The organism is Candidatus Chlamydia corallus, assembly GCF_002817655.1.
Classification (GTDB): domain Bacteria; phylum Chlamydiota; class Chlamydiia; order Chlamydiales; family Chlamydiaceae; genus Chlamydia; species Chlamydia corallus.
Genome location: NZ_NWQK01000003.1, coordinates 70301 through 87242 on the forward strand (window position 1 = coordinate 70301; position 16942 = coordinate 87242).

Below are 16942 nucleotides of genomic sequence, written 5' to 3' on the forward strand. Positions count from 1 at the left end.
TTATAAGTAAGGAAATCAGTAAATAGCTAAATTTTAGATGCTATTTTCCTTTTTTCTTTCTTTCTTTAGGGGTTTGAGAATTTTCAAAATTTAATTCTGTCCCAGAGTCTTGATCATAGGCATTGTCAGCTAAGTATTCTTTTACAGAAAGAGAAACCTTTTTATGATCTGGATCAAGCTTAATTACTTTTGCAGAAACAGTTTCCCCAATGGAGATAATATCTTCAATTTTTGCAAAGGGCTTTTCAGAAAGTTCTGAAACATGAATCAAACCTTCAATCCCGTTTTGTAGTTCAACAAAGGCCCCAAAGGCAGTAATTTTAGTAACAACTCCTGAAATTACTGTGCCAGCAGGGAACATAGCTTCAATTTCATTCCAAGGATTTGAACTTAATTGTTTGACTCCCAAAGTGATTTTTTTACTTTCTTTGTCTACTGATAGAATAACCGCCTCTACAGAACTTCCTTTTTTGAATAACTCTGAAGGGTGGGAGACTTTTTTAATCCAGCTCATGTCAGAAATATGAATTAAGCCTTCGATTCCTGGTTCTAATTCAACAAAAGCACCGTAATTTGTTAGGTTCTTGATTTCAGCATTTACATGAAGACCTATAGGATACTTTTCTTCGATATTGTCCCAAGGATTGTGTTCTGTTTGTTTTAATCCCAGAGAAATTTTCCCTTCATCCTTCTGGATCGAGAGAACAATAGCTTCAACTTCGTCACCTTTGTTCACTACTTCACTAGGATCTACAATATTTTTTACCCAAGACATTTCAGAAACGTGAATTAGACCCTCAATGCCTTCTTCAATTTCTATGAAAGCTCCATAGGGGAGAAGTTTTACAATTTTACCAAGTACACGTTTACCAGGAGGATATTTCTTCTCAATATCTTCCCAAGGATTATGCTCTTTTTGTTTTAGGCCCAGAGCGACACGTCCTTTTTCTTTATCTACACTTAAAATAATAACTTCTAACTCTTGATTCAATTCGACCATTTCAGAAGGATGGCGTATGCGCTTCCAAGTCATATCAGTAATATGAAGAAGACCATCAATACCGTCGAGATCTAGGAATACACCAAAGTCAGTAATATTTTTAACAACTCCTTTGCGGTATTCTCCAATAGAAATTTGTTCAATAAGTTCGGCTTTTTTAGAAATTCTTTCAGCTTCTAGTAGTTCTCTTCTTGAGACAACAACATTGCGACGTTCAATGTTAATTTTTAAAATTTTGAATTCACAAACTTTTCCAACATAGTCATCCAAGTTCTTGATTTTCTTATTGTCAATTTGTGAGCCAGGTAGGAAAGCTTCCATTCCAATATCGACAATAAGACCGCCTTTGACTTTGCGTGTAATTTGACCTTTGACGATAGAACCTTCTTCACAATGGGCGAGGATATATTCCCATTGACGTTGTCGAGTAGCTTTTTCTCTGGAAAGGACAACTTTGCCCTCTTCGTCTTCAGCTTGGTCTAAATAGACTTCTACCTCAGCCCCAAGTGCTAAACCCTCTGAAGAGTCTGTAAACTCTGACATAGGAATGACTCCCTCAGACTTAAGCCCAACATCAACTACAACAAAATCTTTATTAATATCAACTACGGTACCTTTTAGGATAGCGCCAGGCTGTATTTCATTATCAGATTCTTCTTCGCTCGAAGTAATTCTGTGTGCCGTATAAAGCAAATCTTTAAATTCGGCAACGTCTTCTGTGAGGCATTCTATATTGTCCAGAATTTTTTTTGATCCCCAAGTATATTCAGCTTGTTTTGGCATTTATTGTTATTCTCCTAAAAACTACAAAGTCAAAAAAGACAGTGTAAATATAAACCTTAAAAAAGGCAAGATCTCCCTTGCGCGAGACGATTAGTTTGATATAATCAAATTAATCGTAAAATCCTATATTTCCGTTCTAGGGATATATAAGGCCTGTTTTTTAATTTTCTATATTACCACATTTTATAAAATACACGCGGTAATTATCATAAATGTGCCTTGTCATATAGAGAGACAAGATTTGCCAAGTGTAAGTCGGATCGTTTTACAAGTACCTGTTGCCCAGATCATGTTACTATCTTTTTGTTTTAACTAGATCAATTGACAAATCAATTTTTTCATGAGTACTCTAAAAATTCTTATTCCAATTGGTAATATAAGTTTTTCTTTTTAACCCTAGTCGATCGATTCCTATCGGGGATTAAATAGCAGGATAGGTGTTCGTTTTTAGCATTAAGAAAATTCTAAGGATGATAACAAAAATCTAGATTTTTCTATTGCAAGATGAGGGGCTGGAATTTTCGAGCTTTAGTCTTAAATCCGCATAGATTAAAAGTAGAAAAAAGCTATCTAAAAGCATACTGAAACTGGCTCATAAATCCTAAACATTGTTTGCTTAGAGGGGCTAGAATTCGATATCTTTTTTCTGGTATAGGTTAAGAAAAGTATTCTTACTTTCTAAAGTTAGACAAGGAAATTACACATGGTTCATTCTCGGTTAGTTATTATTGGTTCAGGTCCATCTGGATATACAGCGGCAATTTATGCATCAAGGGCGCTTTTGGATCCTCTTTTATTTGAAGGGTTTCTCTCTGGGATTTCTGGTGGACAGCTTATGACTACAACAGAGGTTGAGAATTTTCCAGGGTTTCCTGAAGGCATTCTTGGACCAAAACTTATGGACAATATGAAGGAGCAAGCTGTGCGGTTTGGGACTAAAACACTAGCTCAAGACATACTTTCTGTAGATTTTTCTGTTCGTCCTTTTATTTTGAGATCAAAAGAAGGAACTTATTCTTGTGATGCCTGTATTATAGCTACAGGAGCTTCTGCTAAACGTTTAGAAATTCCTGGAGCAGGAGACAACGAGTTTTGGCAAAAAGGAGTGACTGCTTGCGCTGTTTGTGATGGGGCTGCTCCTATTTTTAAAAATAAAGATCTTTATGTGATTGGGGGAGGGGATTCGGCTTTAGAGGAAGCTATTTACCTGACTCGCTATGGAAGGCATGTATATGTAGTGCATCGTAGGGACAAACTGCGAGCCTCTAAAACCATGGAAGCTAAGGCTAGAAAAAATGAAAAAATTACATTTCTATGGAATAGTGAGATTATAAAAATTTCGGGAGAGAGTATTGTTTCTGCTGTAGATATTAAAAATACTCTTACTCAAGAAGTTGTAACTAGAGAAGCTGGTGGAGTTTTTTTTGCCATAGGCCATACGCCAAATACTAGTTTTCTTGGAGGGCAGCTGACACTCGATGAGTCTGGCTACATTGTAACTGAGAAGGGAACATCTAAAACTTCTGTTCTTGGAGTGTTTGCTGCGGGAGATGTTCAGGATAAATACTATCGTCAGGCGGTTACTTCTGCTGGAAGTGGTTGTATAGCAGCACTAGACGCAGAAAGATTTCTAGGTTAATGCGATAGCAGTTGCTGTGGCATAATCTTTGGAATGGCTTATAGAAAGGATAACTTTAGAAATTCCAATTTTTGTATATACGTGGGTAGGAAGGAAAACGTCAGGTCTTTGAGATATTTTAAAGATCTCGATGTCTTTCCAGGCAACAATACTCCCTATGCCAGTTCCTAAAGCTTTTGCTACAGCTTCTTTCCCAGCAAAGCGTCCTGCAAATGAGGGAATTGGATCGGTCTTTTCTAAACAATATTCCTGTTCTCTTGCTGTAAAGATTCTATCGAGTAGTCGTTTGCCATGAATTGCAATTGCTTTGCGAATGCGACTAATTTCAATAATATCGGTTCCTATATGAATGATTTCCATAGAGTTAATGTTAATTTTTTTCAGGATTCTCAATCAGGGTGTTTTGTAATTTTGAGAAATAAGTAGTGGCGGTTTTAATGAGAGCATAGCCAATTGTCGCTCGAATGATGAATAAGGCTTGAAGATTGCTAATATAGCGACGTAGGATTAAAGAGAAAGCGATCATAGTGACCATAATCAGAAATCTTTTAGAGAAAAAGGTCTGTTTTATATAAGAAGACGCTGTAATTTTTTCTGAAAAGAATCGAGAGGATAGAATCAGCTGCTTTTCTATAGTTTTTTTTAAGAGGTAGCGGTATTTTAACGATGCGAATCCCCAAGAAACCATTGCTAGAGGACAATAGATTAAAAAAGAAGAGACGGGATCGAAGACTGTTGCAGTAGCTTTTAGCAAGAGTTTTATTCCTGCTGTTACCCACAAAATACCAGGAAATAGTACCAGGAAATATTTGATGTTTCTCGTCATAGTGAGTTACACTTATTTTCAAATGCTTTATTTTACTTAGATTATGGATTTTTTGCTAATTGGTATTGAGATATGCGAGCCGAACTTGCTGTGATATATTGGGATCATGCGAAAATTTTATGGTCTCTGGAGCAATGGCCCTTAAGACTCACTTGGTATGGCCTGTTTTTTACTATAGGGATTTTTCTAGCTTGTCTCTTGGGAAGGTATTTGGCTCTTTCTTATTATGGTTTAAAAGATCATCTGAGTTTTTCGAGAAGTCAGCTACGCGTTGCTTTAGAAAATTTCTTTTTATACTCTATTTTATTTATTGTTCCTGGAGCTAGACTGGCCTATGTGATTTTTTATGGATGGAATTTTTACTTACAACATCCTGAAGAGATCATTCAAGTATGGCATGGAGGATTATCTAGTCACGGAGGCATTCTTGGCTTTATTTTATGGGCTGCCATTTTTTCTTGGATATATAGAAAAAAGGTTTCAAAACTGACTTTTTTGTTTCTTACAGACTTGTGTGGAGCTGTCTTTGGAATTGCTGCGTTTTTTATTCGTTTGGGTAATTTTTGGAATCAAGAAATTGTAGGAACACCGACGTCTTTACCTTGGGGAGTCGTTTTTTCTGATCCTATGCAAGGTGTTGTAGGAGTTCCTGTCCATCCTGTGCAGCTTTATGAGGGAATCAGTTACTTAGTGTTTTCTGGAGTTTTATATTTTCTTTCCTATAAGCGTTATCTGAAGTTGGGTAAGGGATATTTGACTTCTATAGTTTGTATGGGTGTTGCTTTGATTCGTTTTTTTGCAGAGTATGTAAAAAGCCATCAAGGAAAAGTTTTAGAAGAAGACTGTTTACTGTCGATCGGTCAGATTTTATCTATACCTTTATTTGTGTTTGGTATGATTTTATTCATAATTTGCTCACTGAGAAATCGAAAGCATCGCTCGCATATCTAGTTAACAGTAGGATTTTTCTGACGTTAAAATTTGGAATTTTACAGTCTATCATAGTAAGAGCCCTTTATTAAGTGATTCTCCTTTGGGAGATAATACGCGTTTATGATATTTTGACCTCTTAAGTTTAATTTTTAGAGTTTATCAAATGAATAAACGTACTTTGCTTTTTGTTTCTTTAGTCGGGGTGGCTTTTGTAGGATGTCAAATCTTTTTTGGTTATAATGAGTTTCGCTCTTGCAAAAACCTAGCCGAGAAACAACAAAGGATTTCAGAACAGACGTTAGCTGCTGTAGAATCTGTAGGTTTAAGTGTAGCTTCATGGGACACAAATCTAAATGGAGAAGAGCAAAAAAATAACTATGCCGTTCGTATTGGAGATAGGTTATTTTTATTACATAATGGAGAAGCTGCCGAGAGTGTCTATTCTTCTGGAGAGTCTTGGAATTTTGTAGATCATACTCGTGGTTTCAACAATATTCATGTGGCTTTATATCATCAACAAGGTGCTTCTTCTAATCATACGAATGCTGGAAAAGTTTTTCTTCCTACGAATCACGAAGGTTTACCTGTTTTAGTTGTTGAGTTTCGCAACAATAAAGAGCCTTTAGTATTTTTAGGGGAGTATGCACAAGGAAGAATTTCCAATAAAGATAGTACTATTTTTGGTACAGCACTTGTTTTTTGGAGATCAGGAAATGACTATCTTCCTTTAGGTCTTTATGATTCTCGAGAAGAAAAGCTAATCTCTTTAGACCTTCCTATTACACGAGCTGTAATTTTTGGTGATGACCAAGACACGGTGCAGTCATTGGATGCTGGAAACCACTATGTTTTGTTTAATGACTACATGCAGATTGTCGTTTCTCAAGAAAGTGGTTCTATAGAGGGTATTAATTTACCTTTTGCTTCAACAAATGATAAGAGTATCGTGAATGAAATTGGTTTCGATCGGGATTTAGCTTTAGGGAAATCTCCAGAAGCTCTCTTCCCAGGAGTGTCTTCAAAACTTCCTGATGGCCAGCAGTCCAAGAACTCGATTGGGGGTTACTATCCTTTACTGCGTAGGGGATTATTGAGTGACTCTAAGAAATTAATTCCTTCAGAATATCATGCATTGAATGTCGTTTCAGGAAGAGAACTGGCAACGCCTTTGACTTTAAGGTACCGAGTTCTTTCCTATACTTCTAACTTAATTCATTTAGAAAGCTTAGATGGTTCGGTTCAAAAGGTTTACAAACTTCCAGAGAATCCTGAAGAAAAGCCTTATGTTTTTGAAACTGCAATTACCTTAACAAAAGAAGCTGAAGATGTATGGATAACCTCAGGAGTTCCTGAAGTGGAAATCATGTCAAATGCTTCAGTTCCAGCGATTAAATACAGGGTTGTTAAGAAAAATAAGGGGACCTTAGATAAAGTCAAACTCCCTAAAGTAAAAGAGCCTTTAGCTTTACGTCGCGGTATTTATCCCCAATGGATTTTAAATTCGAATGGATATTTCGGTATTATTTTAACTCCGTTATCAGAGATTTCTTCTGGCTACGGATCTCTCTATATTTCAGGCTCTTCGGTGCCTACAAGGTTATCTGCTATTTCTCCTAAAAATCAAGCATATCCAGCATCAAAATATCCTGGATATGAGACTTTACTTCCATTACCAAAAGATGCAGGGACGTATCGATTTTTAGTGTATGCAGGTCCTTTAGCAGAGCCCACACTTAAAGTGTTAGATAAGACGATAACTCAAGAGAAAGGAGAAAATCCTGAGTATCTTGATAGCATTTCTTTTCGAGGGGTTTTTGCATTTATTACAGCTCCTTTTGCAGCACTACTATTTATTATCATGAAGTTCTTCAAATTGATTTCTGGTTCTTGGGGAATTTCTATTATTTTACTTACTGTATTTTTGAAATTGCTACTTTATCCTTTAAATGCATGGTCCATACGATCTATGAGACGTATGCAAATGTTATCTCCTTATATTCAGCAAATTCAACAAAAGTATAAGAATGAACCTAAGCGAGCTCAGATGGAAATCATGGGCTTGTATAAGACAAATAAAGTAAACCCTATAACGGGTTGTTTGCCCTTATTGATACAACTTCCTTTCTTAATTGCTATGTTTGATTTATTAAAGTCATCTTTCTTATTAAGAGGGGCTTCATTTATTCCTGGGTGGATTGACAACTTAACAGCTCCCGATGTGTTATTTTCTTGGCAGAAATCGATATGGTTTATTGGAAACCAATTCCATCTACTTCCTATTCTATTGGGGATAGTTATGTTCTTGCAACAGAAGGTCACCAGTCTTCATAAAAAGGGGCCTGTTACGGATCAGCAGCGACAGCAGCAAGCTATGGGGAACATGATGGCGATTTTGTTTACTGCTATGTTTTATAATTTCCCTTCAGGATTGAACCTCTATTGGCTTTCATCTATGCTTCTAGGAGTCGTTCAGCAGTGGGTGACTAATAAGATATTAGATGGCAAACATCTTAAAAATGAAGTAGTTTTAAATAATAAAAAACATAGATAATACTGAAAAAAAAGTCGGATTGTCTTAATAGAGACTTATTGAAACAAGCGATTTATATGAGCTCATAGTTTATGCGAGCATGGGAAGAATTTCTTTTGCTACAAGAAAAAGAAATTGGCACAAATACTGTAGACAAGTGGTTGCGATCATTAAAGGTCTTATGTTTTGATGCTTGTAATTTGTATCTTGAAGCTCAAGATTCTTTTCAAATTACCTGGTTTGAAGAGCATATAAGGCATAAGGTTAAATCTGGTCTTATAAATAACAATAGTAAGCCTATCCGTGTTCACGTTACTTCTCTAGACAAAGTAGCTCCTTTTTATAAGGAGAAACAGATGCAGCAAGAGAAAACCGCATACTTTACCATGCATTATGGAAGTATCAACCCTGAGATGACCTTCTCTAATTTCTTAGTTACCCCCGAAAATGATCTTCCTTTCCAGGTTTTACAGGAATTTACTAAGAATTCAGAGGAAGACGGAGGGGTGGCTTTTAATCCAATTTATCTTTTTGGTCCTGAAGGAGCTGGAAAAACCCACTTAATGCAGTCTGCTGTAAGTGTTCTTCGTGAATGTGGAGGTAGGATTCTCTATGTTTCTTCGGATTTGTTTACTGAGCACCTAGTTTCTGCTATTCGTTCAGGAGAAATGCAGAAATTTCGTTCTTTTTATCGTAATATCGATGCTTTATTTATTGAGGATATTGAGGTTTTCTCTGGAAAATCGGCAACTCAAGAAGAATTTTTCCATACTTTTAATTCCCTTCATTCTGAAGGTAAGTTGATAGTAGTCTCTTCATCCTATGCCCCTGCAGATCTCAAAGCTATTGAAGACAGATTGATCAGTAGATTTGAATGGGGAGTTGCAATTCCAATACATCCTTTAGTTCAGGAGGGATTACGCAGTTTTTTAATGAGACAGATAGAGCGATTATCTATTCGTATTCAAGAAACTGCGTTAGATTTCTTAATTTATGCATTATCTTCAAATGTAAAAACTCTACTGCATGCAATTAATCTTTTAGCAAAGAGGGTAATGTATAAAAAACTATCCCACCAATTACTATATGAAGACGATGTTAAAACTCTTTTAAAAGATGTCTTAGCAGCTGCAGGAAGTGTCCGTTTAACCCCTTTGAAGATTATTCGTAGTGTTGCTCAATACTATGGGATCTCTCAAGAGAGTGTTTTAGGACGTTCCCAGTCCAGAGAATATGTATTGCCCCGTCAGGTGGCGATGTATTTTTGTCGCCAAAAACTTTCATTATCATATGTGAAGATAGGCGATGTCTTTTCGCGAGATCACTCTACGGTAATCTCGTCAATCCGATTGATCGAGCAGAAAATAGAGGAAAATAACCATGACATTCACATGGCTATTCAAGATATTTCTAAGAATTTAAATTCCTTGCACAAAAGCTTGGAGTTTTTCCCTGAAGAAGAGCTTCATTAGAGAAGCAACCCTGCTTGTAAAACTAGCTCTTAGCTGTGTCTATAGTGTTTTGGAGTTTTATTTGCTTCTGCTCCATATTTTCTGATCTAGCATTTCTAAATTGTCTAATGTGATTGACAAGGAGGATAAGAGCAATAGCTGCAAATCCTATCTGTATAGCAAGAACAATACCAATTCCTAGGGACAAGGCAACTCCGCTGGCAATAACCAGTCCTAAGGTTGCTAGAGAAGCAAGGAGGAGACCTAAACTAATTAACACGGGTTTAAAAAATGCCCATGAACAATAACGATGCTCCGACTTAACGAGGGGTGGTTGTGGCTTTACAGGACTTGTAGTTGTTGAGGGAGTACTTGCAGATATTGGTGACATTTTATCCTCCTGAATAAAAAACTAAATAAGTTTAATCTATTATTTGATAATTGTCAACCTTGTTTTTTTCAGAGTTGTTTTTGATTTTATTAAGATTTATTAACTAATTTTATTTATTTTTTAACTCTCCATTCCAAAAATTACAAATTCTCATTCGCAAGCACTCCTTGATTTACTGAGGCGAAGTTCTTTTTTTTTTTTTTAATTTCGCATATGGAAGGTTCTAGATGGTATTTGAAATGGTTACGTTGTGGAAGATTTTTTGAGTTTTGATAAGAACAAAGTCAGCGTTGATTCTATGAAAAAGGCGATTTTAGATCGTCTTTACTTAGGTGTTGTACAATCACCAGAGTCAGCATCTCCTAGAGATATCTTTACGGCTGTTGCTAAAACTGTTATGGAGTGGCTGGCAAAGGGGTGGCTGAAAACTCAAAATAGCTACTACAAAAATGATGTGAAAAGAGTCTACTACCTTTCTATGGAATTCCTATTAGGAAGAAGTTTAAAAAGTAATCTTTTGAACTTAGGAATTCTAGATTTAGTAAGAAAGGCGTTAAAAACTTTAAATTACGATTTTGATCACCTTGTAGAAATGGAATCGGATGCAGGGTTAGGGAATGGTGGCCTGGGGAGACTGGCAGCTTGTTACTTGGATTCTATGGCGACATTGGCAGTTCCAGCCTATGGCTATGGTATACGCTACGATTATGGTATTTTTGATCAGAGGATTATCAACGGATATCAGGAGGAAGCACCTGACGAATGGCTACGTTATGGAAATCCCTGGGAAATCTGCCGGGGAGAGTACCTTTATCCCGTATCCTTTTATGGAAGAGTGATTCACTATACTGATTCTCGAGGGAAAGAGGTTGCTGATCTTGTCGATACCCAAGAGGTATTAGCTATGGCTTATGATATTCCCATTCCAGGGTACGGCAATGATACTGTAAACTCTCTAAGGCTATGGCAAGCACAATCTCCGCGTGGCTTTGAATTTAGCTATTTTAATCATGGGAATTATATTCAGGCCATAGAAGATATAGCTTTGATAGAAAACATCTCTCGGGTTCTCTATCCCAACGATTCTATTACCGAGGGACAGGAACTGCGCCTCAAACAAGAGTATTTTTTAGTTTCTGCAACTATTCAAGATATTATTCGCAGGTATACCAAGACACACATTTCCTTGGATAATCTTCCAGATAAAGTCGTAGTACAGTTAAACGATACCCATCCTGCTTTAGGTATTGCTGAAATGATGCATATTTTAGTCGATAGGGAAGAGGTGCCTTGGGATAAGGCATGGGAGATGACTACAGTCATATTTAATTATACTAATCATACGATTCTCCCAGAGGCTCTAGAGAGATGGCCTATGGACTTATTCTCTAAGCTATTGCCTCGGCATCTAGAGATTATCTATGAAATCAATGCTCGTTGGTTGGAAAAAGTAAGTTCTCGTTATCCTAAAAATGATGATAAGCGTCGATCTTTATCGATTGTTGAAGAGGGATGTGAAAAACACATCAACATGGCGAACCTAGCTGTAGTAAGTTCTGCAAAGGTAAATGGAGTTTCATCACTCCACTCTCAGTTAATCAAAGACACTCTCTTTAAAGAATTTTATGAGTTTTTCCCAGAGAAGTTTATCAATGTGACAAATGGGGTGACTCCACGACGATGGATAGCTCTCTGTAATCCTCGTTTAAGTAAGCTTTTGAATGAAACTATAGGTGACCGTTATGTCGTAGATCTTTCTCACATTTCTTTGATACGCTCTTTTGCTGAAGATAGTGGCTTCCGAGATCATTGGAAAGAGGTAAAGTTAAGAAATAAGCAGGACCTAACCAATAAAATTTACAGGGAAGTTGGAGAAAGGGTAGATCCCCATTCTCTCTTCGACTGTCATATTAAACGTATTCATGAGTATAAACGACAATTGATGAATATCCTTAGAGTCATCTACTTTTATAATGACTTGAAAGAAAACCCTAATCAAAATGTGGTTGCCACTACAGTAATTTTTTCTGGTAAGGCAGCTCCTGGCTATGCCTTGGCTAAGCTAATTATTAAGTTAATCAATAATGTTGCTGACGTTGTAAATCAAGATTCTCAAGTCAATGATAAGCTCAAGGTTCTTTTTTTACCTAACTATCGAGTTTCTATGGCTGAGGATATCATTCCTGGTACAGATCTTTCGGAACAGATTTCTACGGCTGGAATGGAGGCCTCTGGAACAGGCAATATGAAATTTGCTTTAAATGGGGCTCTGACTATAGGAACTATGGACGGTGCAAATGTAGAAATGGCAGAGCATATTGGCAAGGAGAATATGTTTATTTTCGGTCTTTTAGAGGAGCAAATTGTACAATTGCGTCGAGAATACTATCCTCAGGGAATTTGTGATAGGAATCCTAAGATTCGACATGTTTTAGATTTGCTAGAACAAGGATTTTTCAGTAGCAATGATAAAGATTTGTTTAAACCCATAGTACACCGCCTACTGCATGAAGGCGATCCTTTTTTTGTCTTGGCTGATTTAGAATCTTATATCGCTGCCCATGAAAATGTGAATCAACTCTTTATGCAACCAGACTCATGGACTAAGACTTCTATTTATAACACTGCAGGGATGGGTTTTTTCTCTAGTGACAGAGCTATTCAAGATTATGCCAAAGATATTTGGCATGTTCCTACAAAATCTTGTTCTGGAGAAGGAAACTAAAAAGTTTAGACGCGCTAGTCATTTAGAATTTCTAGAGCGTCTTTGCTATAAAAAGAACTCTAATTTTGTTTCAAAGATGCCTAGTTTAATAATAGAACCGCTGGGGCTTCTAAGATCTTTTGTAATCGTTTGATAAACATTGCTGCGGGATAACCGTCAATCACTCTATGATCTACAGATAGGGTGAGGACACAGGTAGATCCTATAGCAATTTCCCCATCAATTACAAGAGCTTGTTCTCTAACACTTCCTACAGCAAGAATAGCCGCTTGAGGAGGATTGACGATAGCCGTAAATTCGGTGATTCCTGTCATTCCTAAATTAGAAACACAGAAGGATCCTCCTTTATACTCAGTTTCTTCAAGAGACTGGCTTTTTGCTTTTAATGCTAGGCTTTTAATTTCTGCTGAAATCATACCCAGGTTTTTACGGTCTGCACAGCGTATAATCGGGGTAATAATTCCATCTGGAATGGCCACAGCTATAGAGATATCGATAGTTTCAAAACGGATAATTTTATTATCAACACTGTTGAATCCAGAATTGATTAAGGGGAATTCTTTGAGAGCTAGAGCACAAGCACGTACAATACAATCGTTAATAGAAACTTTGATTCCTTGAGCCTGAAGTTCTTTCAGCAGATTGAGGAGAGGCGAAGCATACACCTGCTGCTTTACATAGAAGTGTGGAATAGAGATTTTGGCAGCTTGTAGACGTGAGGCAATAACTTCTCTAATCGGAGAAAGATTCTCCTCATGGTAAGACCCTGGAGGAACTTCAGGAGACTCTGGATAGCCAAACCCAGCAATGCTTTTAAGAGGAGCTTTGTCTAAATCTTTTTTTACTATGCATCCTCCAGGACCACTTCCTTGAATTGAAGAGACGTCTAAGTTTCTCTCTTTCGCTAGTTGTCTAGCTAATGGGGATAAATTGTTAGTAGTGTCTAACCGTTTCAAGATTAAAGGTGAGGTGAGGGGTGGCTCTGGCTTAAAACCCACTGTCGCAAATGTTGCTGACGAAGCTTGTTGATTTGCTAAAGGAGAGACCTCTTCAAGAGAAGCTTCTGGAGATAATTCAAAATTAGAAGATTCTGTCTTCGGAAGAATTTCCTCTAGATTAAAGGGCTCGTTCGTATCTGTGGAAAGGACTGCAATAGGAGTTCCTATAACTATTTTTTCTCCTTCATCACGCAAGATTTCACGAATCCAGCCATCTTCATTCGCTGTGTATTCTAAAACAGCCTTGTCTGTAGAGATCTCTACAATAACGTCTCCAAAAAGGACTTGATCATTATTTTTCTTATGCCATTTCACTATGGTACCCACTTCCATAGTTGGAGAAAGCTTTGGCATTTTCAATAAAGAGATCACAAACTTACCTCATGACTTTTTCAATGGTGTCTAAGATTCGGTTAACGTTAGGCAAAGTTGCCTGCTCTAAGATTTTACTATAGGGCATAGGAGTTTCTTTCTGGCATACTCTTAAAGGAGGAGCATCCAGAGCATCAAAAGCGTGCTCAGTAATCAGGGTAATAATTTCAGAAGAAATCCCAGAAAAGTAATGACCCTCTTCAACTACAATACAGCGTGAAGTTTTTTGTACCGAAGATAAAAGTGTGGATATGTCCAAAGGTTTGATTGTTCTTAGGTCAATAATTTCTATAGATAGGCCCCAACGTTTTTTTGCTAGAGAACAGGCTTCTTTTGTAACAGAAACCATGCGGCTATAAGTAATGAGCGTAAGATCGTTCCCTTCTTGAACTATACGTGCTTTCCCAATGGGAACTAGGTATTCTTCAGTGGGGACGTCTCCTTTTAAGTTATACTCTAGCTCATTTTCTAAAAAAAGAACGGGGTTGTTATTTCTGATTGCTGATTTTAATAAGCCTTTAGTGTCGTAGGGGTTCGAGGGGGCTATAATAATAAGACCAGGAATATTGGCATATAATGACTCAACACAATGAGAATGCTGACAAGAGACCTGAGCTGCAGCGCCATTAGGACCACGAAAAACTATAGGAACAGAAAATTTTCCTCCAGTCATATAGTGCATCTTAGCTGCATGAGAAATAATTTGGTCTGCAGCTACAAAGGAAAAATTCCAACTCATGAACTCTATAATAGGGCGAAGGCCTGACATTGCGGCACCTATTCCAATTCCAGAGAAGGCGGCTTCACTAATAGGGGTATCAATGACTCTCTTGGGACCCCATTTATCTAATAAGCCCTTGGTTACTTTATAAGCACCGTTGTAATCGCCCACCTCTTCACCAAGAATACAGACATTAGGATCGCGAGACATCTCTTCATCAATAGCTTCTCGGAGAGCTTCTCGAATTTCTAATGTTTTATGTTTAGGCATAGACTCCTTCCTCTAATGTAGTGACGGACGGATCTGAGGAGAGTTTTGCTTTAGAGAACGCTTGTAAAACAGCGGTTTTGCATTCTTCGCGCATGTTTTGAAATTGTTCTTCTGTTAGAACCTTTAATCGAATTAACCAATCTTTAGCTGAAACAATAGGATCTTTTTTAAATAAACACTGCATCTCTTCTTTTGATCTATATAAATTGGGATCTGATACAGAGTGCCCTCGGAATCGCGAACAGAGACACTCAATTAACACTGGGGATTCTGTATCCAGCATATAGCGATAAGCCTCTCTGAAACCTAAAAGAGAGTTGAATAAATCAAAACCGTTTATTGTGAACGCACGGATATCGTAAGACGCTCCTTGAGACTCTGCTATGGGTTGTTTGGCAATAGCGCGGTTTAAAGATGTTCCCATCCCCCAGCCGTTATTTTCGATAATAAGCATGAGGGGCAGTTGGTGAAGGGAGACGAAGTTGAGGGTTTCATGGAATACTCCTTGAGCTACCGCACCATCTCCGATAAAACATAAAGAAATTTTATTTTTTTCTTCACGGTATTTAATAGTAAACGCTGCTCCAGCTGCGAGAGGAATTTGTCCTCCGACAATGCCAAACCCTCCAGGGAAATTTGGTCCGCACATATGCATGGATCCTCCACGACCTAGAGCGCATCCTGTTTCTTTTCCTAAAAGCTCAGCAGCAATTTCTTGAAGGGGAACATTGAGAAGAATAGCGAGGGCGTGGCAGCGATAGGAAGAAAAGACCCACTGATCCGATCCCGTGTTTGCGATAGCAGCAGTTGCTACAGCTTCTTGGCCAGCATAGGAGTGGTAAAACCCCCCAACAAGTCCTTCTAGATAGGCTTCTTCTCCTCGCGCTTCGAATTCACGAATCAGAACCATCTGTTTTAAAAACTTAATGCAGGAAGCAGAACCATAAATATCTATGATACTTTCTACTGTGGATTTCTCTATGCTCTGAGAAGCTATATTGTAAGGTCCTAAACTATTCATAACTTTTTCATAAGAGAGACGCTTCGAGAACGGTTTTTCACCTCATTATAGAATCCAGGGTTTCAAAAGACAAGGGCTATTCCGAAGAAAAAATAATTAAGTTTTTTTAAAAAATCGAAAAAATTTTAATATGTTTCCCTTGGCAATTTAAAGAGAATAACAAGGATTATATCATATGGACGTTTCTCGTAAAATTAATCGACACAATCAGTTTTACGTGGATGCGATAGATGGTGTCGTGAAACGTCTTGATCAGAGGCCGAGTGAAGATAAACCTAAAGAAAACGAGGAACTAGAAGAAAAGCTTTTAATCATAACAAAACGTATTGTTGCTTCTGCTCAAGAATTTCAAAATCGAGAATTTGATTCTAAGAACCACTATTTAAAAAAAACCCAATGGTTGCCATACAAAAATGAAGAGCTTGAGCAAACCAAAGAACTTTTTGCAATGCTAACTTCGATAGATAAAAAAATAGCTCAACTATTTTTTTATTCTCCTCCATGTGATAGCAAATGGGAAGAATGTGCCGAAGTCATTCACCATTTAAAAGATTCGACAGGTTTAGGTGGAGTCTTGCTTTGTTGTGGATCATTCGAACAACAATGTGAGTGTATTCGTTCTATTAACAAGAAGCTAGACTTACCGCTTCTTCTAGGAACTACCGTTGTAAATAGCCTGCATTATTATTTAGCTTATCGGAATATTTCTCTTATAAGTTTTCAGAATATGAATGATCTAGGTAAGGATTTAGGCATTTTATTAAAACAATATGGAGTGGCTTTCACTTTAATTTTTAAAGAGATTGTATATATAGATTTATTAAACTATGCGAAATTAATTCAAGGACTTAAACATAGCGGAAATATTCAAGCACGTATTTATAGTGGCGATATGCCTACTATACCTTCTGCTTCATGTAGTCCTATTGCCCTAAGGTATAGTTTAGCAAATACAATTCGTGGACTTGCTTTACATGTGGATTTTTCTTCATTGAAGTTTATCAGTCCGTCTATACTTTCCGATACAGACCATACTGCAAAAGCTTTGAATTCTGGAGGGGAGGGCTTCATCTTTTCTAATCTTAACGAATTTAATTTCGGAATGAAAATGGTTATTCAATTAGTGCGCTCAGGACAAATTAGTCCAGAAATTTTAAATAAAAATGTCATGAAGATTCTAATGATAAAAAGAGGACTAAGTTCTATGTGTACTCAATAGTGAGGTCATTAGTTAAAATTAATTATCAATAGCTTTCTTGCTTTATGGATCTAGAACGAAGAA

13 protein-coding genes are annotated in these 16942 nt (G+C 37.3%); 6 read left to right on the forward strand and 7 right to left on the reverse strand.

Annotated features, from left to right (window positions below):
* Positions 1-40 precede the first annotated feature (40 nt).
* Complete coding sequence (rpsA, locus tag CMV32_RS04505) at positions 41-1783, reverse strand: 30S ribosomal protein S1 (RefSeq protein ID WP_100934730.1); 1743 nt, start codon at positions 1781-1783, stop codon at positions 41-43.
* A 703-nt stretch (positions 1784-2486) separates the two neighbouring features.
* Between rpsA and trxB the strand changes: the two genes are divergently transcribed.
* On the forward strand, positions 2487-3422 hold the full coding sequence (gene trxB / locus CMV32_RS04510; protein ID WP_100934731.1) for a thioredoxin-disulfide reductase: 936 nt from the start codon (positions 2487-2489) through the stop codon (positions 3420-3422).
* Here the strand turns inward: trxB and acpS are convergent.
* Entirely contained in the window at positions 3414-3782 is a 369-nt protein-coding gene (acpS, locus tag CMV32_RS04515) for a holo-ACP synthase (RefSeq protein ID WP_100934732.1), read from the reverse strand. The genes trxB and acpS overlap by 9 nt on opposite strands.
* Before the next feature lie 10 nt (positions 3783-3792).
* Positions 3793-4248 carry a hypothetical protein gene (locus tag CMV32_RS04520; RefSeq protein WP_100934733.1) on the reverse strand — a complete coding sequence of 152 codons (456 nt, stop codon included), beginning with the start codon at positions 4246-4248 and terminating at the stop codon, positions 3793-3795.
* 72 nt (positions 4249-4320) lie between these two features.
* Here CMV32_RS04520 and CMV32_RS04525 point away from each other — a divergent pair, with 72 nt between their 5' ends.
* The 3 genes from CMV32_RS04525 to dnaA all read left to right on the forward strand — a co-directional run bounded on the left by CMV32_RS04525 (position 4321) and on the right by dnaA (position 9183).
* Positions 4321-5199, forward strand: a complete 879-nt coding sequence (locus CMV32_RS04525; protein ID WP_100934734.1) for a prolipoprotein diacylglyceryl transferase — start codon at positions 4321-4323, stop codon at positions 5197-5199.
* 145 nt (positions 5200-5344) lie between these two features.
* Complete coding sequence (yidC, locus tag CMV32_RS04530; RefSeq protein ID WP_100934735.1) at positions 5345-7732, forward strand: membrane protein insertase YidC; 2388 nt, start codon at positions 5345-5347, stop codon at positions 7730-7732.
* Positions 7733-7803: 71 nt separating this feature from the next.
* Positions 7804-9183: a chromosomal replication initiator protein DnaA gene (dnaA, locus tag CMV32_RS04535; protein WP_100934736.1), complete on the forward strand. Its 1380-nt coding sequence runs from the start codon at positions 7804-7806 to the stop codon at positions 9181-9183.
* A gap of 22 nt (positions 9184-9205) precedes the next feature.
* Here the strand turns inward: dnaA and CMV32_RS04540 are convergent, their stop codons facing one another.
* On the reverse strand, positions 9206-9553 hold the full coding sequence (locus tag CMV32_RS04540) for a hypothetical protein (protein ID WP_100934737.1): 348 nt from the start codon (positions 9551-9553) through the stop codon (positions 9206-9208).
* Between the two features lie 262 nt (positions 9554-9815).
* Between CMV32_RS04540 and CMV32_RS04545 the strand changes: the two genes are divergently transcribed.
* Positions 9816-12278, forward strand: a complete 2463-nt coding sequence (locus tag CMV32_RS04545; RefSeq protein WP_192940656.1) for a glycogen/starch/alpha-glucan phosphorylase — start codon at positions 9816-9818, stop codon at positions 12276-12278.
* 80 nt (positions 12279-12358) lie between these two features.
* On the opposite strand, the gene CMV32_RS04550 is transcribed toward CMV32_RS04545, so the two are convergent.
* From CMV32_RS04550 to CMV32_RS04560, 3 genes are read right to left on the reverse strand one after another with little or no spacing between them, the layout of a single operon-like run.
* The gene (locus CMV32_RS04550; RefSeq protein ID WP_100934739.1) at positions 12359-13648 is read right to left on the reverse strand and encodes a pyruvate dehydrogenase complex dihydrolipoamide acetyltransferase; all 1290 of its coding nucleotides are present in this window, start codon (positions 13646-13648) and stop codon (positions 12359-12361) included.
* A 4-nt stretch (positions 13649-13652) separates the two neighbouring features.
* A complete protein-coding gene (locus CMV32_RS04555; RefSeq protein WP_100934740.1) occupies positions 13653-14639 on the reverse strand; it encodes a pyruvate dehydrogenase complex E1 component subunit beta in 987 nt (328 codons plus the stop codon).
* Positions 14632-15660, reverse strand: a complete 1029-nt coding sequence (locus CMV32_RS04560) for a thiamine pyrophosphate-dependent enzyme (protein WP_100934741.1) — start codon at positions 15658-15660, stop codon at positions 14632-14634. Before CMV32_RS04560 ends, CMV32_RS04555 begins: the two co-directional genes overlap by 8 nt.
* Positions 15661-15835: 175 nt before the next feature.
* Here CMV32_RS04560 and CMV32_RS04565 point away from each other — a divergent pair, with 175 nt between their 5' ends.
* The gene (locus tag CMV32_RS04565; RefSeq protein ID WP_100934742.1) at positions 15836-16879 is read left to right on the forward strand and encodes a hypothetical protein; all 1044 of its coding nucleotides are present in this window, start codon (positions 15836-15838) and stop codon (positions 16877-16879) included.
* Positions 16880-16942 lie beyond the last annotated feature (63 nt).